Here is a 20,217-nt window from a genome sequence, read left to right as displayed (position 1 = left end):
CCGTCAGCGGTCCAGGGACCAGCGGAACGTGCGCAGGCAGAGCACCAAGCCGATCGCGCACCACGCCGCGAGGATCAAGGCGACCTTGCCCAGCTCCCACGAGCCCGCTGGTTCCTGGGCCGCGAACGCGTCGGGCAGGAACACCGAGCGCAGGCCCTGGCACATCCACTTCAGCGGGAACACCGCCGCGACCTGCTGCATCCACGCCGGCAGGTCGGTGAAGACGAAGAACACCCCGGAGATGAACTGCAGGATCAGCGCAACCGGCGTCGCCGTCGCCGTGGCGCCGCGCGCGGTGCGGGACACCGACGAGAACGCGATACCGCACAGCGTGCACGCGGTCAGCCCAAGCAGGGTCACCCAGCCGAACGTCAGCCACTTGCCCACCGTCGAGGGCAACTCCAGCCCGAAGAGCCCCACCGACACCGCGAGCAGCACAACGATCTCCACGACCGCGATCGCCGCCACCATGACGACCTTGCCGGCGAAGTAGACCCACGGCGGCATCGGCGTCCCGCGCAGCCGCTTCAGCACGCCCCGGTCCCGCTCGATCGGGATCTGGATCGCCAGACTCTGAAACCCCACGGTCATCAGGCCGGTCGCGATCATTCCGGTGACGAAATACTGCGTGAAGCTCACGCCCGGCGTGATGTCCCACGTGAAGATCGAGGCGAAGATCAAGATCATGATGACGGGGAACGCCATCGTGAAGACGACCGACTCCCGGCTGCGCAGGAACTGCCTGATCTCCAGCGCGCCCTGCCGCTGAGCCAGCCCGATCATGCCTTCTCTCCGATCATCCGCAGGTAGACGTCTTCGAGCGTCGGCCGGGTCACGGTCAGTCCCGGCACTTCGCCGCCGAAGCGCGCGGCCAATTCGGCCACGAGCGCCGTCGGCGTCTCGCTCTCGGTCGCCTCGACAGCTCCTTCAGCTGTACGCCAGGCGACCGTTGCCGGAGCCCGATGGCGATCGCCCAGCCGGCTCGGCGGAGCCACCTCGACCAGTTCGCCCCGGGCGATCACGCCAACCCGGTCGGCGAGCGTCTCCGCCTCGTCCAGATAGTGCGTGGTCAGCAGGATGGTCGTACCGGCACTGGCCAGGTCACGGATCAGCTCCCAGAACTCGCGCCGCGCCTCCGGGTCGAAACCGGTCGTCGGCTCGTCGAGAAAGAGCAACTCGGGCCGGCCGACGATGCCCAGCGCCACGTCGAGCCGGCGCTTCTGCCCACCGGAGAGGGTGCGAGTACGGGAGCGCGCCTTCTCGGTGAGCCCGACCCGGGCGATCACTCGGTCAGGGTCGTCGGCGGTGGGGTAGAAGCCCGCGAAGTGGCGCACCACCTCGGCGACGGTCAACTCGTCGAACTCGCCGGTGCCCTGCAGCACGATGCCCACCCGGGCGCGCCAGGCGGCGCCCGCCTTGCCCGGGTCCTCGCCGAGCACGCGTACCTCTCCCGCGTCCCGCCGGCGGTACCCCTCCAGGATCTCCACCGTCGTCGTCTTGCCAGCGCCGTTCGGCCCCAGCAGGGCGAACACCTCGCCCTTGCGCACCTCGAGGTCGAGCCCAGCAACGGCCGTCACGTCGGCGTACGCCTTGCGCAGCCCGTGCACGGAGATCGCGGAATCCATGGGCACACACTATGGACACCCGTCTCTCTGCGAAATCAGGGGCGTGTGCGGTTTTTCACCGGGCCATGTGACTTAACGGTAACTTAGACTCCGGACATGGAGAGCCGTCTGCCGGAGCGCGACCGCCCATGGGTGATGCGGACCTACGCCGGGCACTCCTCGGCCGCCGCGACCAACGCGCTCTTCCGCCGTAACCTGGGCAAAGGCCAGACCGGGCTGTCCGTCGCCTTCGACCTGCCGACCCAGACCGGGTACGACCCCGACGACGTGATGGCCGCCGGCGAGGTGGGTCGGGTCGGTGTGCCGGTGGCGCACCTCGGCGACATGCGGGCCCTCTTCGACGGCATCCCACTCGGTGACGCCAACACGTCCATGACGATCAACGCGACGGCCATGTGGCTGCTCGCCCTCTACGTGGTGGCCGCCGAGGAGCAGGGCGTACCGGTGGCCACGCTCGCCGGCACCACGCAGAACGACATCGTCAAGGAGTACCTGTCCCGCGGCACGTACATCTTCCCGCCCGCGCCGTCCCTGCGGCTGACCACCGACACGATCGCCTGGACGGTCACCAACTGTCCCAAGTGGAACCCCATCAACGTGTGCTCGTACCACCTCCAGGAGGCGGGCGCGACGCCCGTGCAGGAGGTCGGGTTCGCGCTGGCGACCGCGGTGGCCGTACTCGACGCGGTGCGCGACGGCGGTCAGGTGCCGCCCGAGCGGATGGGCGATGTCGTGCAGCGGGTGTCGTTCTTCGTCAACGCGGGCGTGCGTTTCGTCGAGGAACTCGCGAAGATGCGGGCGTTCGCCGCGCTGTGGGACGGCCTGACCCGTGAGCGGTACGGCGTGGCCGACCCGAAGCAGCGCCGGTTCCGGTACGGCGTGCAGGTCAACTCGCTCGGTCTGACCGAGGCGCAGCCGGAAAACAACATCCAGCGGATCGTGCTGGAGATGCTCGGCGTGACCCTTTCCCGCGACGCACGGGCCCGCGCGGTACAGCTTCCAGCGTGGAACGAGGCGCTGGGCCTGCCGCGGCCGTGGGACCAGCAGTGGTCCCTGCGGATGCAGCAGGTCCTCGCGTACGAGTCGGATCTGCTGGAGTACCCGGACCTCTTCGATGGCTCGCACGTGGTGGAAGGACTCGTGGCGTCCATCGTGGACGGTGCCCGGGTCGAGCTGGAGAAGATCCTGGACCTCGGTGGCGTGGTAGCCGCCGTGGAGACCGGGTATCTCAAGAGCGCGCTGGTGTCCTCGCTCGCCGACCGGCGCCGCCGCATGGAGTCGGGCACCGACGTCGTGGTGGGCGTCAACCGGTTCCAGGAGACCGAGCCGTCGCCGCTCACCGCGGCCGGTGCCGAGGCGATCGAGCAGGTCGACCCGGCCGTGGAGCAGGCCGCCTCGGCAGCGGTCCGGGAGTGGCGGGCCGGCCGCGATCAGTCCGAGGTGGACGCCGCGCTGGCCGTACTGCGCGAAAAGGCGGCCAGCACGGCGAACCTGATGGACGCGACGCTCGCCTGCGTGCGGGCGGGCGTGACCACGGGGGAGTGGGCAGGGGTGCTGCGCGAGGCGTTCGGCGAGTACCGGGCGCCGACCGGGCTGTCCGCCGCGACCGCGTCCACAAGCGACACGACGCTCTCCGCGGTGCGGGAACGCGTCCGGCGGACCGCCGAAGACCTCGGCGCCGGGCGGCTGCGCCTACTGGTCGGCAAGCCCGGCCTGGACGGCCACTCCAACGGCGCCGAGCAGATCGCGGTGCGCGCCCGGGACGCCGGCTTCGAGGTGGTGTACCAAGGGATCCGGCTGACCCCGGCGCAGATCGTGGCGGCGGCCGTCGAGGAAGACGTCGACCTCGTCGGGCTGTCCGTGCTGTCCGGGTCGCACCTCGCGGCGGTACCGGCGGTGCTGGACGGGCTGCGGGCCGCTGGCCGTGCCGACCTGCCGGTCGTGGTCGGCGGCATCATTCCCCCGGCTGACGCCGGCAAGCTCCGCGAGGCCGGGGTGGCGCGGGTCTTCACGCCGAAGGACTTCGCGCTGAACGCGATCCTCGACGACCTCGTAACGGTCGTGCGGGAGGCCAACGGCCTCCCACCCTCAACGTGATCAGGGCGTCCCCCAAGTCGCTCTAACGACTTCAGGGACGCCCTGATCACGAAGGGGGTGTTACGAGGTGCTGATCACGATGCTGCCGCCGCCGATCGCGGTGCTGCCGTCAGCGGTACGGCTCTCGTAGACCACCTGGTCGGTGGCCTTGTCGGTGATCTTGATCCAGAAGCGGTCCTTGCCCGCGCCACGCTTCGCCTCGTCGTTGAGCGTGACCATGTAGGCGTACTCGCGACCGTTCATCGTGCCCACCCCGTTGTACTGCGCCCGCGGGCCGGTGAGCACCAGCCGCTGGTACGAGGTGGCCTCGAAGGTCAGGTCTGCGACCTGGAGCCGCAGCGCGATGCTGCCCTTGGTGGCAGCCGTGCCGCCGGTGACCCCGAAGACCGCGCGCCCGCCCGAGGTGTCGATCCACCCGCTGCCGGTGACGTACGGCTTGCTCGGGTCGAACAGCACCGCGTAGGAGAACGTCGCGCTCGACGAGCCGCCCCGGTAGTCAGCCACCGTCACGGTCGGCTGGTACACGCCCGGTGCCGAGTAGACGTGCGTCGCCTTGCACGTGCCGCCGTCCGCGGTGCCGACCGTGGTGCTGCCGTCCTTCCAGTCCACAGTGCACTTGTGGAAGTCGGCGCGGTTGGCGTCGGTGTACGGCACGGTCAGCGCGACCGGGGTGCCGAGGGCCACCGGGACCTCCGGTCCCTTCACCACACCGGCGACCGGTGCGGCGTTGACGACGGGGTCGACGCTCTCCAGCGTCGGCACCACCTTCACGATGCCGCCGTCCGCGTCGAACTCCATGCGGTCGATCGTCGTCTCGCGGTGCGTGCCGTCACCTCCCGGGATCGCGAACCGGTGGTACGCGATGTACCACTCGTCCGTACCCGGCACCTGGACCACCGAGTGGTGTCCCGTGCCCTTGATGCCAAGAGACAGGTCCTTCTGCAGGATCAGGCCCTTCCGGTCACTCCACGGGCCGAGCGGCGAACTGCTCGTCGCGTACGCCACCTGGTAGTTCTCGTCCCGGGTGTCGTTCTCCGACCACATGAAGTAGTAGACGCCGTTGCGCTTCACCACGAACGAACCCTCGTTGTAGTTCGTCGGGTGGTACGTGCGCACCTGCGCCGGGTCGAACGACACCATGTCGTCGTTCAGCGGCACCTGGTAGGAGTTGCCGTTGCCCCAGTACAGATAGGACTGTCCGTCCTCGTCGGTGAAGACGGCCGGGTCGATCATCTGGCCGCTGTATGTGCCGCCGGCGACCAGCGGGTGGCCGAGCGCGTCCTTGAACGGCCCGGTCGGCGAGTCGGAGACCGCCACACCGAGGTGCTTGCGGGTGTCGCCGGTCGCCATGCCACCGCTGAAGTAGAAGTAGTACTTGCCGTTCTTGCCCCGCGCGATCGTCGGCGCCCAGGCGCTGTTGTCGGCCCACGTCACGTCTGGACCCAGGTCCAGGATCACGCCGTGGTCCTCCCAGTGCAGCATGTCGGACGACGAGAACGCCTTGAACTGCGTGCCACTCCAGCCCGCGAAGCCATCCGTCGTGGCGTACAGGTAGTACTTGCCGTCGAACACCGCGATGTTCGGGTCGGCGTACAGCCCCGGCAGCACCGGGCTGCGCATCACTCGCGCCGTGACGGTCCACGTGCGAGTGTCGCCGTCCGAGCCGGTCACCGTGTACGTCACCGGGTTCGTGAAGTCGCGCACCGCACCCGATGCCGGGCTGATGGTCGCGCCCCTGGCCAGTACGAAGTGCGGGGCGAGCGCCTTCAGGCTGGTGCCCTCCTTGACGGGCAGCACCACCCGGCTGTTGGCGTCGTCGACCAGAGCGGCGACCTTCAGTTCGGGCAACGACACCTCGGCGAGCGCCGTCGTGTTGCCGGCCAGTTCCAGTACCTCCGATGTGGGCAGTGCCCGGCGGTAGACGCGGAAGTCGTCGACCTCACCCGCGAAGTACGGGTCCGCGCCATACAGCGACCGTCCGATGTAGCCGGTGTAGTTCTTCGACGCGTCATACAGGTCGGACGGCTTGACGGTCACGTTCGTGGCGCGGGCGACCGGAACACCGTTGAGATACAGCGTGCCCGTCTTCGCGGCGCCGTCGATCGCGACGGCCACGTGCTGCCACTCGCCACCCTTCAACGCGGCGCTCGACGGCATGGTGGACTCCGCCTGCCAGCTACCGGTCGTGATCGCCGAGTACAGGACGCGGTTGCCGTTGTACGGCGAGGCGAACAGGTACTTGTTGCTGTCCGGCCCGAGCCCGAAGAGCCACTGGTTGACCGTGGTCGAGGCGCTCCACTTGACGTACGTCGCCACCGTCACGCTCTCCGCGCCGTTGAGCACGCCGTTGGGGATCGTGACGTACGGCGCGGTCGTCGAGGAGCTGGAGCCGCCCGACATCTGGAACGAGCCGCCCTCGACACCGGTGCCGAAAGCGGGCGTCCGGGCGTACGTGCCGTGGTAGCCGTGGCCCGACGAGTCCCGGGCGATGTTGCCACCCGTCTCGTCGAACCTGTAGCGCACCACCAGGTCGTTGGGGATGTCCGGGCCGTCGGTCGAGACCGTCACGGTGGCGGTCGCCCGCACCGTGTCGCTGCCCGCGACCGCCCCGCTGACCGTGAACGTGCCCACCGACTGGTACGCCGATGGCGGCACCGCGTCCCAGGTGACCGAAGCGGGCCGGTCGATCCCATCGGCGTACCGGGCGATGACCGTCGCCGGCAGCACCGGCGGGTTGCCGACCCGGGTCTCCACCGTCACGTTCTCGGCGCTCTCCACGAGCTGATCCGCCGCGTACGCCCCCAACAGCCGGTCGTACTCCGCCTGCGTCACCGGCAGCACCGTGCCGTGCCGGGGCCGGGACGGCAGGCTGTATCCGGTCGACATCTTCCAGACGCCGGACTCCAGGTCGGTCGACTCGAACGGGATGTAGCCACGCCCACCGAACTCGTCGATGAACAGGTACCACTTCTCCTCGGTGTTCGACTTGAAGATGGTCGGACCCTCACCCTGGCTGATCGAGTCCTTGCCGATGCAGTCGGCGACGAAGCCCCAGTTCAGGTTCAGCAGCGTGGTCGACTTCTCCTCCAGGATGAACTTGCTGCACGGGGTGGAGGAGGTGTTGTTGCGCTCGTCCTTCGTGAACCGGTAGTAGGTGCCGCCGTTCTTGACCACAGTGGAGTCGATGACCGAGTATCCCGGGTCGACCCACACCTTCGGCTCGCTGAACGTGTAGAAGTCGCGCGTCGTCGCGTACAGCATCTTGTTGTACGTGTCGCCGGTGTGGTTGGGGTCGCTTTCCGCATACAGCTTCGAGGCCCAGAAGACCACATACGCGCCGAGACCTTCGTCGTAGTACGCCTCGGGCGCCCAGGTGTTGCCCGCCGTGTCGGGCGAGACCTTCACGAGGCGCTGGTTGGTCCAGTTCACCAGGTCGGTCGACTCCCAGACCATGATGGACTTGCTGCCGGTGCGCTGGGAGGCGTCCCAGTTGCCGTTGCCGAAGATCCGCAGGTCGGTCGCGATCTGGTAGAACTTGTCGCCTTCCGGCGAGCGGATGATGAACGGGTCGCGCAGGCCCTTCTCGCCGAGCGTCGAGGTCAGCACCGGGTTGCCGCCGTTCAGCTCCCGCCAGTGCAGCGGGTCGTTGCCTTGGCTCAGTCCGAAGTAGACCTGCTCGCCGTTCGAGCTGCCCTCGCCGGTGAAGTAGCTGAACATGTACCCCTTGAGGGCGGCCGGGGCGGGCAGCGCCGGCACCTTCGCGGTGAACGTGCGGGTGGCGGTCGCGTCGTTCTTGCGTACCGTGGCCGTCAGCTCCACGGTGGCGTCGCCCGCGCCCGGCGCGGGCCGGGTGACGTCGCCGGTCGTGGAGATGGTGCCCGGCTCGCCGGACGCCCAGGTGACGGTGGTGCCGTTGGCACCGGTCGCGGGCAGGGTCAGATTTCCGCGTACGTCGTCGACGTTGCGCACCACCAGGGCGGCTGCCGCGTCGGCGGCGAGCTGCTCGTCGTCCACCTGGGCGAGCACCGTGACGTCGAAGCTCTTCGTGTCCGTGACCGTTCCTCTCCTCAGCGTCGCGGTGAGCGTCGCGTGGGCGTCCGGCTGGCCGTTCGGCGGCCGGGTCACCACGCCGGAGTTGGACACTACCGACGTGTCGCTGCTGCTCCACGCGATGCTCGAGCCGTAGGTGCCGGTGGTGGGGAGCGTCAGGTTGGCGGTCACCGCGCTGGTGTCACCGAGGTCGAGAGCGGCGCTGTCCTGCGCGACCGCCTGCGCGGCGATCGGCTGGGCGAGCTGCTGCACCTCCGTGTCGGCGATCGCCCGGTTGTACACCCGGAAGTCCCGGATCTTCCCGTTGAAGTACCGGTCACCCGGGTACACCGAGCGCCCGACGTAGTTGGCGGTCGTGACGCCGCCACCGATCGAGCCGGGCGTGATGGTGACCGCGGTGTTGCGGCCCACCTCGACGCCGTCCTCGTAGAGAATGCCCGTGCTGCCGGTCTGGGTGTACGCGATGTGCTTCCAGACGCCGCGGGTGAGGTTGCGGCCGACGGCCGGCCGGGTGTTCTGCTCGGTCGACCAGTTGCCGCTCGCGATCGCCGAGCGGAACTGGTCACCCGTCGTGAAGAGGTACCCGTTGCCAGCGGTGCCGCTGGTGTTGCCGAACCCGTAGATGAAGTACGGGGTGCCCTGGGCGGGGTCGATCATCAGGTCCATCGAGACGGTGATCGAGGACAGGCCGCTCATGACGTTGTCCGGCACCTTGATGTACGTGTTGGTGCCGTTGAAGCCGAGGCCGTCGCCGCCGGTCCACACGGCGGTGCCGTTGACGGTGCCGTTCCGGCCGTTGCCGGAGGAGTCGGTCGCCACTGATCCCGAAGTGGCGTCCAACTTGTACCAGAGTGCGAGACCGTCGGTGACGTCCGCCTGCGCCGTGCCCGCGGGCGCGACGACGAAAGCCGCGGCAGCGGCCACGGTGGCTAGGAGAGCGCGCATGTCCCGTCCAGGTGTTAGCGTTAACATTTCCCCCCGATTGCGGAAGTGTTAACCACCGCCCCGTCACCCGTCAAGAGGGGTCTACCCCCCAAGCTCTTCGTCCCTACTGTGCGTGCATGCCCAGCGTCGAGCACGAAACACCCATCGACTTACTCAAGCTGGACCCCACTGTGGGGGTCTGGCTGCTCGCGAACGTCTTCGATGTCAAGGTTCCCGACTATCACCACGCCCACCCGGAGGCGACAGACATGCGGGTACTGGTCCCGCGCACCTTCCACGCCGACGGCGTACTGGTCTACCGCGACGCGGCCGATAAGCCGCAGTTCGCGGTCGTGTTCGAGGTCCAGCGCAGGTGGGACATCCGCAAGCGACGTACCTGGAAGCTCTACACGGCCCAGATCGAAGCCGAGCTGGACGTCGACGCCGCGCTGCTCGTGCTCTGCCCCGATCCGGCGGTCGCTCGCCGATACCGCGACCTGTTCGCCGGCGAAGGGCTCAGCCTGTCGTTGCGTCCGTTCATATTCACGCCTGACGACGTGCCGCTGGTCGTCGACGTGGCGTTGGCTCGGGCCAAGCCCGCGCTGGCCGTCTTCTCGGCGATCTGCCACCTCAACGATCCCGAGGTAGAGGCCGCCTTCCCCGCGCTGGCGGAGGCCCTGCGATCGCTCGGTCCGACGCAGGCAAGCACGTACTATGACGTTGTACTCTCCAGGTTGCCGGTGGCAGCCCGGACTCACTGGGAGGCGTTCATGAGTACCGCCATGAACTACGAGTTCAAGAGCGATTTCGCCAGGCACTACGTGGGCCTCGGCAAGGCTGAAGGCAAGGCTGAAGGTGAGGCCCGAGCGGTGCTGACTGTGCTCGAAGGGCGCGGGGTGGCAGTGCCCGACGACGTGCGCGAGCAGATTCTCGGCTGCACCGACCTGGACCAGCTCGACACCTGGCTGCGCCGTGCCGGCAACGCGACGACCATCGACGACGTCATCAGCGTCTAGGTCGGCGCCGGCCGGATCTCGTACGCTGCAGGTCGCCTTCACGGTTGAGCAGGATGAAGATGGCGTTTGGTGTGCACGGGCGCAGCTTTACCCTGGAGTGGTTGCCTTCGGCGACGGTGACACCGCGCAGGCCGCCGTCGATGACGTCCGAGAAGGTCTTCTTGGGCTGATCGAAGGCTCGTTGCTTGGAAGGAACTCGACCGCTGGTTGCGCCGCGCCATGACTGCGGCGACCCTCAGGGACGTGTTCGACGCGTAGGCCGGCTCGGCGGTTGCTGGTCAGCGGGCGAAGAGTAGGGATAGGGCGCAGCCGGCGCATAGGCCGCCGAGGACCGTCAGGCCGGCTGCGCCGGTGTCGAGGCGGCTGTTGAACTGGCGGTCGACGCAGATCGCGGCGACCGGCACGCTGGTAAACGGGGCGAGGAGAAACGCGAGCCAGCCCAGCAGCCGCAGCGGCCACTGGAGCCCGGTGTCGAAGTGCGCGATGGTCACCAGCCCGCCCGCGACCAGGCCGGTCATCGTCGCGCCGAGCGCGCCCAGGGGCGGCAGGAGCGGCAGTATCCAGCGTGGCAGCGGGGGCCGCGGCGCACCCCGGCGGGCCTGGTCGATGCGGCGGGCGGCGCCGTCGAGCAGGTCCACAGCCATGGCGGGCGCGGAGCCGGTGGGGAGCAGGTCGACCGGCGTGGGTGGTGGCAGGTCACCGAGGCGGCGGCCGCGCCATCCCAGTACTCGACGAAGCTCGTCCCACAGGCGGGTGGCCTCCCGATCGACCTTGACCACGGCGGTGGCCGCGGCACCGGCTCGCCGGTCGGCCTCGCCGGCCTCGGCGTTGGCGAGCGCCAGCTCGGCGGCGGCGACCGCCGCGCCGTCCTGGTAGGAGCGCTCCGCGTTGGCCAGCTCGGCGTCCCGCCGGTTGGCGGCGGCGGCCAGCGCGCCGACCAGCCGCCGGTAGTCGTCAGCAGTCATAGGGGATCATGACCTCCGGTGCCCGGTGCACCGAGCGGTCGAAGAAGAGGGCCCGGTGCGGTCGGGGATACCAGGCCGGACCGCCCGGTTGCGGGCTGAGCGGCGCCAGCTCGCTACCGTGTACGTCGAGCGCCACCCACGCACCGACCGCGTCGAAGCGCGCACCCACGCCGCCCAGGTCGTCGCGCAGCCGGGAGACGCCCCGCCACCAGCCCAGGACATGGGTGCGCCGTTCGGGACCGCGGGTCAGCACGGTGCGCAGCCCGGTGAGGTGGCCGGCGTCCCACGCGTACCCGAAGATGTAGTGCGGCTCGTCGGCCGGCGCCTCCGCGAGCTCGTCGCCCACGGCGGCGATCAGGTCCGGCGCGGTGTCGGCGTCGTACCAGCGGGCGCCGGGCAGCGCCGCGTGCAGCAGGCCCGCGGCGGAGGAGGCGTCGTCGTCCAGGCAGACGATGCTGTACCGGGCCGGCTGACCGGACGCGGCGAGCGACCGCCCGGCGGCGCCCAGGATCGCGCACGCCTCGGCGGTCCGGGTGCCGATGACGGCGAGATTGCGCCCAGGCGCCCGGGGCAGCCGCAGCACCGCAGGGCGCGGCCGTACGTCGATCGTCTCCCCGAGGACGGCCCCGCTCACGGCCCCCGGCTCGAACGATGGCAGTGTCGGGACCGCGTCGCCGTCGAAGAGGCGTGGCGGTTCGAGCCCTTCCGGCCGGGCGTGCCACAGCTTCTCCTGCAGCGCGCGCCACGTGGTCCGGTCACTGGCGTCGGGCAGCCGCACGATCCGGTTGGCGGTGGAGACTCCCGAGTCGGCGTTGACGACGGCGTGGAAGCGGGGGATGACGTCGGCGGCCAGGTTCGTGTCGGCCAGGATGCGTCGCGCCTTGGGCAGGCCGATCCGCAGCGTGAACTGGGCGACCAGCGCCGACCGTCCCCACAGCGCCTCGATGCCCGACACGTCCTGCGACGCGAGCACGAGGTGGATGCCCTGCGAGCGGCCCCGGCGGGCGAGGTCTTCGAGCAGGCTGACCGCCTCGTTGGCGAGCGCGTCGCGGCCGGCGAGCAGCACCTGGAACTCGTCGATGACCGCCACGATCCGCGGCCAGTGACCGCTCGGGTCCTCGGCGCGCAGCTCGGCGAGCTTGGTGGCCTCGTGGCGCTTGGCCTCGGACGCTCGCCGGCGCAGCTCGTCGCCGAGGTGGCGCAGCAGGGCGAGTCCGAACTCCCGGTCGCTGTTGACGTTGACGCCGACCAGCCGCACCTGGGGCAGCCAGCTCGGGTCGCGGCGCCCCGGCGCGAACCGCGCGAACGACACGCCTTCCTTGAAGTCCAGCAGGTACAGCGCCAGCTCGTCGGGGGAGTACCGGGCGGTGAGCGCGCCCAGCCAGGCGTAGATCAGGTTGGTCTTGCCCGACCCCGAGGGCCCGCCGATCAGCGCGTGCGGTGGGTCGTCGCCGATCAGCACCTCGACCAGGTCACCGTCCGGGCCGTCGCCGAGCGGGGCGACCAGGCCACCGGCCGAGCACTCGTTCCACAGCTTCTCGGGCAGCAGGTCGGCGAACTCGGCGGCGGGAGGGCCGGCGTTCATCAGCTCGGCGAGCTCGCGGCAGACGGCGGCGATCCGGTCGGCGGGCGGCGCCGGGTCCAGCTTGACCGGCAGGTCACCGGTGATGCCGCAGTTCGCCGTGGCGCCGTTCACGGCGATCCGCTCGACCGTCGCGTGTGTCTCGATCGGGAGCCCGCGAGCCAGTACGTGAACGCCGCACGCCACACCGGTGCGGACGATCCGGTCAAGCTGTGCGCGCTGCCCGTTGGTGAGACTCTCGGCGGTCGCCTCGTCGCCGAGTAGGACGACGAGCCGCCAAGGCTCCGGCCGGCGGGCCGCGGTGGCCGCCGTCAACTCGGCCAGCGACGCGTACTCGCCGGCGAGCACGCTCTCGTTGATGCGCCGGATCTGCTCCACCAGGTCGTCGAGCATCCCGGTCAGGCCGCCCGGCCCGACGAAGGTGAGCAGGTCGGCGTTTCCCAGCGGCGCGAACCCGGCGAGGCTCCCGCCCAGCTGCTCGGGGTCGTACACGGTCAGCCGCACCTCGCCGGGGCGGGTGCTGCCGAGTACCCGCAGCAGCAGGGCGGCGATCACACCGTCCACTCTGGAGGCGTCACCGGTGAGGGACAGGTGCGCGTGGTCCAGCAGGGGTACCAGCGCGGGCAGCGCCGGCTCGTACCCGAGCGTCCCGATCCGCAGCAGGCCGGGACGCCGGCCGCGCTCCGGTTCGGTGGGGCGCCAGGCGCTCCACGACGCGCCCGCCGGACCGGGTGCGCACGCCGCCGCGATGGCCGTGAGGTCGGCTGACAGCGTGGCGGTCTGCTGCTGGAAGCGGTCCTGGATCGCGCGCCGGGCGGTTTCGCGCTCGGCGGCAAGGGCGATGAGGCGTTCGGCGTGGGCGTTGTTCGCCTCGTCGCGGTGGCGGTGGGCCTCGACCCGCGCGGTCTCCGCGGCGCCGAGCGTCGCCAGCGTCAGCCCGCGCGCGAGCGCCAGGTCCCGCCGGACCTCGACCACGAGTCGCGCCTTGGCGCTAGCCACGGGCCTGCTCCGCCAGTTCGTCGACGACCCTTGCCAACTCGTCGGCGTCCCTCCCGGTGGCGCCGAGGAGGGCGGCCACGAGGACGGCACCGGTGACCGCGGAGTCGACCGGGTGCACCGGTGCCTCCACCTTGGGCGGTGGCGCGTGACAGGCCCGGGCCAGCAGCTCGTCGACCACGATCTCGTCCACCGCGGGCAGCAGCGGTCGCACCCGCGGGAGCGCGGCCCGGCGTACCGCCGGCAGGTCTTCGGCCTGCGGCGGGTGGCCGAGCAGTTCGGCGGCGAGGTACCGCAGTGGGGCGGCCGCCACCGCGGACAGCCCCAGGCCGACCGCCGGCCCGGCGCCGATCAGCTCGCGGCGCAGCTTCCCGCGATCGCCGGCCAGTGCGGCGCGCGCGCAGCGGTGCAGCAGTTCGGGTGCGCCCATGGCGCCCTTGTCGGGCCGATGGCCCGACTGGCCGGTCAGTCGGTCGACGGCCTCCGCCCAGAAGTTGCCCAGCGTCGGTGGCTCTGGCTCGCGCCGGGGTCGGCGTGGACCGGCCGGTGCCAGCGCCGCCCGCCAGTCCCGGTCCGGCGGCGGTACCGCCTCGCGCGGCAGGCCGATCGACTGGAGGTACCCGGTCAGGGCCTCGCGCGCGGCGAGCATGGCGCCGGCGGCATGGTCGAGGTGTTCGCCCGCGGCGGTCAGCGACGGCGTCGGCGCCAGCGTCGCGCTGGCCTGTGTCACCCACGCCAGCAGCCCGTGGGCGCTGCGCAGGCGGTCGGCGGCGGAAGCGACCTGCCCGATCGGCAGCTCCTCACCAACCTCCTGGATCCGGTACGCCAGCGCGTGCAGCAGCGAGCTCATGGCGTCAGAGCGCCGCGGCGTACTGCTGGGCCTGTTCCATCGCGCCGAGCGTGGCGGTCAGGCAGTCTTCGAGCTCGGTGGCGGCCTGGGCGAGCGCGGCCTGGGCGGAGGTGACCGACTCGTGCCCGCTGCCCTCGACCGCCGCCGCGAGGCTGACCTGTGCCTCGCCGAGCTTCTCGTTGGCGGCCCGGACGGCCTCCTGGCCTTCCTGCACGTGCGCCATCGCTGCGTCGATGGCCGCCTTCACCTCGGCAACACTCGCCAACGGAACCCCCCTTTAGGCATGAAACAAGGGGATTTTAGGTCATTTATTGCTCGGACCTATCACGTACGGCTCGGTGGCGTTCACAGTGTGTCGCGGGTGACATCTGTGTTGTGTCGGTCACACTGGCGTCGGCGGTGCGTGGGATACATTTGTTAAACAGACGGTAAAATTTCCGCAAAAGATCGCTTCCCGTGGATGTGCGCCATATGCAAGACACCGACCCGCTTCCCATGGGAAGGATCGTCCAGCTCTCCGGGCCCAAGCTGGTCGAGGTGGTGGATCAGCAGCCGACCGCGATGAAGCCCGGCCAGGTGCGGGTCCGGACACGGTACTCCGGCATCTCCGCGGGCACCGAGCTGACCGCGTACCGCGGCACCAATCCGTACCTCAACCGCACCTGGGACCCCGATCGCCGGCTCTTTCTCGACGGGGACGCGGCGCACGTCGACTACCCGGTCGCCGGCCTCGGGTACTCGGAGGTCGGCGTGATCATCGAGGTCGCCGACGACGTGCGGGACGAGCCCGGTATGCCCGAGGTCGGCGACGTGGTCTGGGGCATCTGGGGTCACCGTAGCGAGGCCCTGCTGCCGGCGGACCGCTTCCTGCACCACACCATGCCCGAGCATCTCGACCCGATCGCGGGGACCTTTGTGCGGGCGGGCGCGGTGGCGCTCAACGCCGTGCTCGCCGCCAACATCCACCTCGGCGAGACCGTCGCGATCTTCGGCCAGGGCGTGATCGGCCTGCTCGCCACCCGCCTCGCCGGCCTCAACGGTGGCGAGGTCGCCGCTGTCGACGCGCTGCCCGTCCGGCTCGACAAGGCCAAGGAGTACGGCGCGCTGATGACCCTGAACGCGGCCACCGGCTCGCCGGCCGAGGAGCTGCGGCAGGTCACGGGCGGTCGGGGCGCCGACGTCGCGATCGAGATCAGTGGCTCGTACCGGGCGCTGCACGAGGCGATCCGCGCGGTCGGTCAGGGTGGCCGGGTGGTGGCCGCCGGCTTCTACCAGGGCGACGGTGTCGGGCTGCGGCTCGGCGACGAGTTCCACCACAACCGCGTCGAGCTGATCTCGTCGCAGATCAGCGGCGTACCGCCGGCCGTCTCCGGGCGTTGGGACCAGGACCGGCTGAACCGGACCTTCCTCAGGCTCGTCGCGAACGGGCAGCTCGATCCGGTCGGCCTCGTCAGCCATGTGGTACCGGTCGAGCGGGCGGCTGAGGCGTACGAACTGCTCGACCAGCGGCCCGCCGAGGCCCTGCAAGTGATCCTGGAGTTCTGATGGTGAAGATCGCCTGTCAGGAGCAGCTGCTGCCGGGCTCGACGCTCCAGCAGAAGTGGGAGTTCGCGGTCGCGGCCGGGTACGACGCGATCGAGCTGCGCGGCCACGGCGCGTACGCCTTCCGGCAGCGCCTGCCCGAGCTGCGGCGCGCGATCCGCGACGGCGTGATCCTGCCGACCGTGTGCGTCGACATGCGGCACTTCTTCGGCGCCTTCGACCGGGAACTGCGGCGTGACGCGCTCGACCAGATGAAGTCACAGCTGTCCGTGATCGCGGACATCGGCGGGCGGGGCGCGGTCACCCCAGCGTCGTACGGGATGTTCTCGCTGCGGCTGCCGCCGTTCACGCCGCCGCGCACGGCCGAAGAGGACCGCGAGGTGCTCCTCGATGGCCTGACCGAGCTGGGCAAGCACGCCGAGAAGGAGGGCGTGCGGCTCTTCCTGGAGCCGCTGAACCGGTACGAGGACCACATGGTCAACCGGCTGGACCAGGCTCTGGAGTTGATCAGGACGGTGGGTTCGGACGGGCTGGCCATCGCCGCCGACACGTACCACATGAACATCGAAGAGGACGTTCCCGCGGCCGCCCTGCGCGCGGCCGGCCGGCTCGTCGGCCACGTACAGGTCAGCGACTCCAACCGGCTCCAGCCCGGCGCCGGCCACCTCGACTGGCACGCGGTGCTCGCCGCGCTGTCGTGCATGGGGTACGACGGCTTCCTGGCCGTCGAGTGCCGCCTGCGGGGCAACCCCGCCCAGGCGGTCGCGGGCATCCCCGCGTTCCTCCGCTCTCGCTGAACCTCACATTTCGCCGTTGACGGATGCCTTGGTGCCGTGGTTCATTAGTGAAGTAATGAACCCATGGACCTGAGGTGCTTCCGTGTTCGATGACCGAAGTCCGATCTACCAGCAGATCGCGGACAAGATCAAAGAGGACATTCTGAGCGGGGCACTGGGGGAGGACGAGCAGGTCATGTCCACGAACCAGTACGCGAGCTTCTACCGGATCAACCCGGCCACCGCCGCGAAGGGCTTCCATCAGCTCATCGAGGAGGGGGTGCTCTACAAGCGGCGCGGCATCGGCATGTTCGTCAGCCCGCAGGCCCGCGACAAGCTGCTCGCCGAGCGGCGGGACCGGTTCTTCGAGCAGGTCGTCGACGCCGTGGTCAGCGAGGCCCGGATGCTCGGCATCCCGCTGTCGGACGTCGTCCGCCGGATCGAGGGGGGACGATGACGCTGGCCATCGAGGCCGACGGCCTCACCCTCCGGTACGGGGACACGGTCGCCGTCGACCATCTGTCGCTCCGGCTCGACGGTGGGAAGATCTACGGCCTGCTCGGGCGCAACGGCTCCGGCAAGACAAGCCTGCTGGCGGCGATCTCGGCGTTCCGCCGGGCCACCAGCGGCACGGTGACGGTCGGTGGCGCGGTGCCGTTCGAGAACGCGGCGATCACCCGGCAGATCTGCTTCGTGCGCGACCGTGTCGACGCTCAGGACCAGGATCGGGTCCGCTGCGTGCTGCAACTGGCCCGCCGGCTCCGGCCCAACTGGGATCAGGGGTACGCCGACCGGCTGATCAAGAGGTTCGACCTCCAGGTGAACAAGCGGGTCGGCGCGCTCTCGCGAGGCGGCAAGTCCGCGCTCAGCGTGGTGCTCGGCCTCGCTTCCCGAGCGCCGGTGACCATTTTCGACGAGGCGTATCTCGGCATGGACGCGCCGTCCCGGTACGCCTTCTACGAAGAGCTGCTCGACGACTACATCGCCAACCCGCGGACGGTGATCGTGTCGACACACCTCATCGAAGAGGTCGACAAGCTCTTCGAGGAGGTCATGATCATCGATCGTGGCCGGCTTGTCGCGCACGAGGAGACCGACACCCTGCGCTCGCGTGGCGTCACGGTGACCGGGCCCAGCGCGGCGGTCGACCGCTTCGTCGCCGGCCACACGCTCCTCGGGGAGCAGCGGTTGGGCGGTACCAAAGCCGCCACCATCTATGGCGAGCTGAGCGACGGCGACCGCGCCGGCGCGCGGTCCGCCGGCCTCGAACTGGGGCCGATGGGCCTACAGGAGCTGTTCGTACACCTGACGAAGGATCGGGAACCCGCGCGATGAGCACCCTGATAGTCGGGCGCACGATGCTGCGCCGCAGCGCGCCCACCGTGGCCGCGTACTGGGCGATCATGCTGGTCGTCTACTCCGTCATCGTGGCTTCCGTCTCCACGCAAGCGGACGCGGATATCAGCATCTGGGCGACCTCGGGCGGGTCGGCCCCCAAATACTTCCTGCTCGCCCTCGGCGTCATGCTCTACATCCAACTGCCCATCTTCGTCGGCAACGGCGTCACCCGCCGCGACTTCACCACGGGCGCCGGCATCTACATCGCCGTGATCGCCCTGGGCTACGGCGCGTTGATGGCCGCCGGTTTCGCGGTCGAACACGCCATCTACTCGGCCAACGACCTGCTCGCCGTGCAGCAGGACCCGTATCCCGTGCAGTCGGTCGCCGACGGGTTCGGGATGTTCGTGGGAGAGACCCTGGTCGGCGCGGTCTACCTCTGCGTCGGATGGCTCATCGGCACCACCTTCTACCGGTTCGGCCCGTGGTGGGGCATCGCTCTTCTACCACTGGAGGCGGTGCCGGTCGCGGTCGCCGAGATGGGCTTCGACTCGCTGTGGATGGGCCACGGCCTCAACCACGCGTTCGACATCGACACGCCGCCGCTACCGGTCGGCGTGCTCATCAGCCTTGCCGCCCTCGCGACCCTCTGGGCGGTGAACTACCTGTTCGTTCGCGACATGCCCGTCAAGAAGGTATCGGGCTGATGCTGGCGATCGAAGTAGCGAATCTGCGGACCCGGGCCGGTTCCACGGTCACGTCGTTCACAGTGGAGCGTGGCGAGATCTTCGGCATCTCGGGGCCTTCCGGCGCTGGCAAGTCGGCCACAGTGGAGTGTCTCGCCGGGCTGCGCCGGCCCGGTCACGGCACCGTTCGCGTACTCGGCCTCGACGCCCGCCACGACGGAGCCGAGCTGCGGCGGCGGGTCGGTATCCAGCTCCAGCACGCGGAGCTGCCCGGAAAGCTGCGCGTCTGGGAGGCCCTCGACCTGTACAGCTCCTTCTACCGGCAGCCGGCCGACTGGCGTGAACTGCTCGACGCGTTCGGCCTTTCGGCCTGGCACGACACGCCGTTCGCCGCGCTCACCACGGTGGCGAAACGGTGGCTGGCCGTCGCGCTGGCGCTCGCCGGAGACCCGGAGATAGCCATATTCGACGAGCTGACCGCCGGGCTCGGTCCGGAGGATCGGCACGACACGTGGTCGCTGGTGGAGCGGGTACGCAACCGTGGAGTGACCGTGGTGCTGGTCACGCGGTGCTCCGTCGAAGCCGAAGTGGTCTGCGATCGGGTGATCGCGACATGACACGACTGGCCATTGTGGAGTCGAAGCTTCTTCTTCGTGACCCGGTGGGCCTCACGATCGGGCTGGTGCCACCGGTTCTGACGGCGTGCTTCGGTTACCAGGAAGCGTCGATGCTCGTCGCGATCGCGGTACCCGGCCTGGTGCTGCTGCCCGCCCGCCTCGTGCGGTACTGGAAACGAGGCGTGCTACGCGGGCTAGCCACGACACCTGTGCGTCCGATCAGCGTGCTGGGCGCACAGGTCGCGGTTTACGTGGCCGTCGCGGTGGCGGGAGGCACGCTGGCGTTTGGTGTCGTCGCCCTTGGTGTCATTCGCCAGCACGTCTGACAGCGGTGCCGGTGTGAGGCCGCGCTCGCGCAGCCCGGCCAGGATGTGCGGCAACGCCTCGTCGGTCATGGCCGCGTTCTCCTCGGTCACGTGCAGGATCACGATCGAGCCTGGGCGCACAGTGGACAGTACGGCTCGGACGATGGGCTGGTACCTCTTCGCGAAGGGGTCACCACTCACCACGTCGCCGTCGACGACGGTCAGGCCGAGCGGTGCGAGTGCTGCCAGCGCCGCGCCATCGTGGCACAGTCCCGGAAAACGGAAGTACCGCGTCTGCCTGCCGCCGTACGGCGCGATGGTGTCGAACGTCTTCGCCACGTCCGCGGTCATGTCCTTGGTGGGCACTCGCGGTAGCCCGTAGCAGTCCGCCGTGAACGCCTGGTGCCCGTAGGTGTGGTTCGCCAGCTCGAACCGCGGGTTCGCCGCGAGCCGCCGGGTCACTTCCGGGTACCTCTCCACCCACTTGCCGGTCAGGAAGAACGTGGCCGGTATCCGTTCCTTCTCCAGCAGGTCGATGATGCGCAGGTTCGCGTACGACTTCGCCCGGCCGGTGCGCAGGTTGTAGAGCATGCCGTCGGTCATGTCGGCGTCGAAGGTCAGGGCGACGCGGTGGCCGGTACGCGGTCCATGGTCGACGACGGGCGGTCTGGTACCCGCGCGGGTGGCGCCCGGCGGACCCGCCTTGGGTCTTTTTGTTGGTTTGGGGCTCGTGACGGTGCGTGGTTTCGTCACCACCGGCGTGGGTGTCTGGGCGCCGCAGGCGGCCAGCAAAGCCACCACTGCCAGCATGATCATTGATCGGAGCACGGCGGCGATCGTCGCACGCC

General features: G+C 69.8%; 16 protein-coding genes. 8 read left to right on the top strand and 8 right to left on the bottom strand.

What is annotated here, in order from left to right:
* Positions 1-3: 3 nt before the first annotated feature.
* Together QMG73_RS04840 and QMG73_RS04835 are read right to left on the bottom strand one after the other, a co-directional pair.
* Positions 4-783, bottom strand: a complete 780-nt coding sequence (locus QMG73_RS04840; protein WP_281892703.1) for an ABC transporter permease — start codon at positions 781-783, stop codon at positions 4-6.
* Entirely contained in the window at positions 780-1,625 is an 846-nt protein-coding gene (locus QMG73_RS04835) for an ABC transporter ATP-binding protein (protein ID WP_281892702.1), read from the bottom strand. Before QMG73_RS04835 ends, QMG73_RS04840 begins: the two co-directional genes overlap by 4 nt.
* A gap of 96 nt (positions 1,626-1,721) precedes the next feature.
* Between QMG73_RS04835 and QMG73_RS04830 the strand changes: the two genes are divergently transcribed.
* Positions 1,722-3,722 (top strand): protein meaA, encoded by a 2,001-nt coding sequence (locus QMG73_RS04830; RefSeq protein WP_281892701.1) that lies wholly within the window; start codon positions 1,722-1,724, stop codon positions 3,720-3,722.
* A gap of 60 nt (positions 3,723-3,782) precedes the next feature.
* Here the strand turns inward: QMG73_RS04830 and QMG73_RS04825 are convergent, their stop codons facing one another.
* Positions 3,783-8,717: a family 43 glycosylhydrolase gene (locus tag QMG73_RS04825; protein WP_281892700.1), complete on the bottom strand. Its 4,935-nt coding sequence runs from the start codon at positions 8,715-8,717 to the stop codon at positions 3,783-3,785.
* 116 nt (positions 8,718-8,833) lie between these two features.
* Between QMG73_RS04825 and QMG73_RS04820 the strand changes: the two genes are divergently transcribed.
* On the top strand, positions 8,834-9,712 hold the full coding sequence (locus QMG73_RS04820) for a hypothetical protein (RefSeq protein ID WP_281892699.1): 879 nt from the start codon (positions 8,834-8,836) through the stop codon (positions 9,710-9,712).
* Between the two features lie 278 nt (positions 9,713-9,990).
* On the opposite strand, the gene QMG73_RS04815 is transcribed toward QMG73_RS04820, so the two are convergent.
* The 4 genes from QMG73_RS04815 to QMG73_RS04800 are packed head-to-tail and all read right to left on the bottom strand — an operon-like array spanning position 9,991 to position 14,370.
* Entirely contained in the window at positions 9,991-10,677 is a 687-nt protein-coding gene (locus QMG73_RS04815; RefSeq protein WP_281892697.1) for a hypothetical protein, read from the bottom strand.
* Positions 10,667-13,258, bottom strand: coding sequence for an FtsK/SpoIIIE domain-containing protein (locus QMG73_RS04810; RefSeq protein WP_281892696.1), 2,592 nt, complete (start codon positions 13,256-13,258; stop codon positions 10,667-10,669). Before QMG73_RS04810 ends, QMG73_RS04815 begins: the two co-directional genes overlap by 11 nt.
* Entirely contained in the window at positions 13,251-14,105 is an 855-nt protein-coding gene (locus tag QMG73_RS04805; RefSeq protein ID WP_281892695.1) for a hypothetical protein, read from the bottom strand. The genes QMG73_RS04810 and QMG73_RS04805 overlap by 8 nt, the downstream gene beginning before the upstream one ends.
* 4 nt (positions 14,106-14,109) lie before the next feature.
* Positions 14,110-14,370, bottom strand: a complete 261-nt coding sequence (locus tag QMG73_RS04800) for a hypothetical protein (protein ID WP_281892694.1) — start codon at positions 14,368-14,370, stop codon at positions 14,110-14,112.
* A gap of 230 nt (positions 14,371-14,600) precedes the next feature.
* Between QMG73_RS04800 and QMG73_RS04795 the strand changes: the two genes are divergently transcribed.
* The 6 genes from QMG73_RS04795 to QMG73_RS04770 all read left to right on the top strand — a co-directional run bounded on the left by QMG73_RS04795 (position 14,601) and on the right by QMG73_RS04770 (position 19,064).
* The gene (locus QMG73_RS04795) at positions 14,601-15,650 is read left to right on the top strand and encodes a zinc-dependent alcohol dehydrogenase (protein WP_281892693.1); all 1,050 of its coding nucleotides are present in this window, start codon (positions 14,601-14,603) and stop codon (positions 15,648-15,650) included.
* Positions 15,650-16,444: a sugar phosphate isomerase/epimerase family protein gene (locus QMG73_RS04790; protein WP_281892692.1), complete on the top strand. Its 795-nt coding sequence runs from the start codon at positions 15,650-15,652 to the stop codon at positions 16,442-16,444. Before QMG73_RS04795 ends, QMG73_RS04790 begins: the two co-directional genes overlap by 1 nt.
* Positions 16,445-16,526: 82 nt before the next feature.
* Positions 16,527-16,880, top strand: a complete 354-nt coding sequence (locus QMG73_RS04785; protein ID WP_281892691.1) for a GntR family transcriptional regulator — start codon at positions 16,527-16,529, stop codon at positions 16,878-16,880.
* Positions 16,877-17,758 carry an ATP-binding cassette domain-containing protein gene (locus tag QMG73_RS04780; protein ID WP_281892690.1) on the top strand — a complete coding sequence of 294 codons (882 nt, stop codon included), beginning with the start codon at positions 16,877-16,879 and terminating at the stop codon, positions 17,756-17,758. The genes QMG73_RS04785 and QMG73_RS04780 overlap by 4 nt, the downstream gene beginning before the upstream one ends.
* Positions 17,755-18,468 carry a hypothetical protein gene (locus QMG73_RS04775; RefSeq protein WP_281892688.1) on the top strand — a complete coding sequence of 238 codons (714 nt, stop codon included), beginning with the start codon at positions 17,755-17,757 and terminating at the stop codon, positions 18,466-18,468. Before QMG73_RS04780 ends, QMG73_RS04775 begins: the two co-directional genes overlap by 4 nt.
* Positions 18,468-19,064: an ATP-binding cassette domain-containing protein gene (locus tag QMG73_RS04770; RefSeq protein ID WP_281892687.1), complete on the top strand. Its 597-nt coding sequence runs from the start codon at positions 18,468-18,470 to the stop codon at positions 19,062-19,064. Before QMG73_RS04775 ends, QMG73_RS04770 begins: the two co-directional genes overlap by 1 nt.
* Positions 19,065-19,258: 194 nt before the next feature.
* Here the strand turns inward: QMG73_RS04770 and QMG73_RS04765 are convergent, their stop codons facing one another.
* Entirely contained in the window at positions 19,259-20,197 is a 939-nt protein-coding gene (locus tag QMG73_RS04765) for a polysaccharide deacetylase family protein (RefSeq protein ID WP_281892686.1), read from the bottom strand.
* Positions 20,198-20,217: the final 20 nt, after the last annotated feature.

Source organism: Phytohabitans aurantiacus, assembly GCF_027923225.1.
Classification (GTDB): domain Bacteria; phylum Actinomycetota; class Actinomycetes; order Mycobacteriales; family Micromonosporaceae; genus Phytohabitans; species Phytohabitans aurantiacus.
The sequence above is the reverse complement of the archived record's forward strand: the minus strand, read 5'-3'. Positions and strand labels throughout refer to the sequence as shown.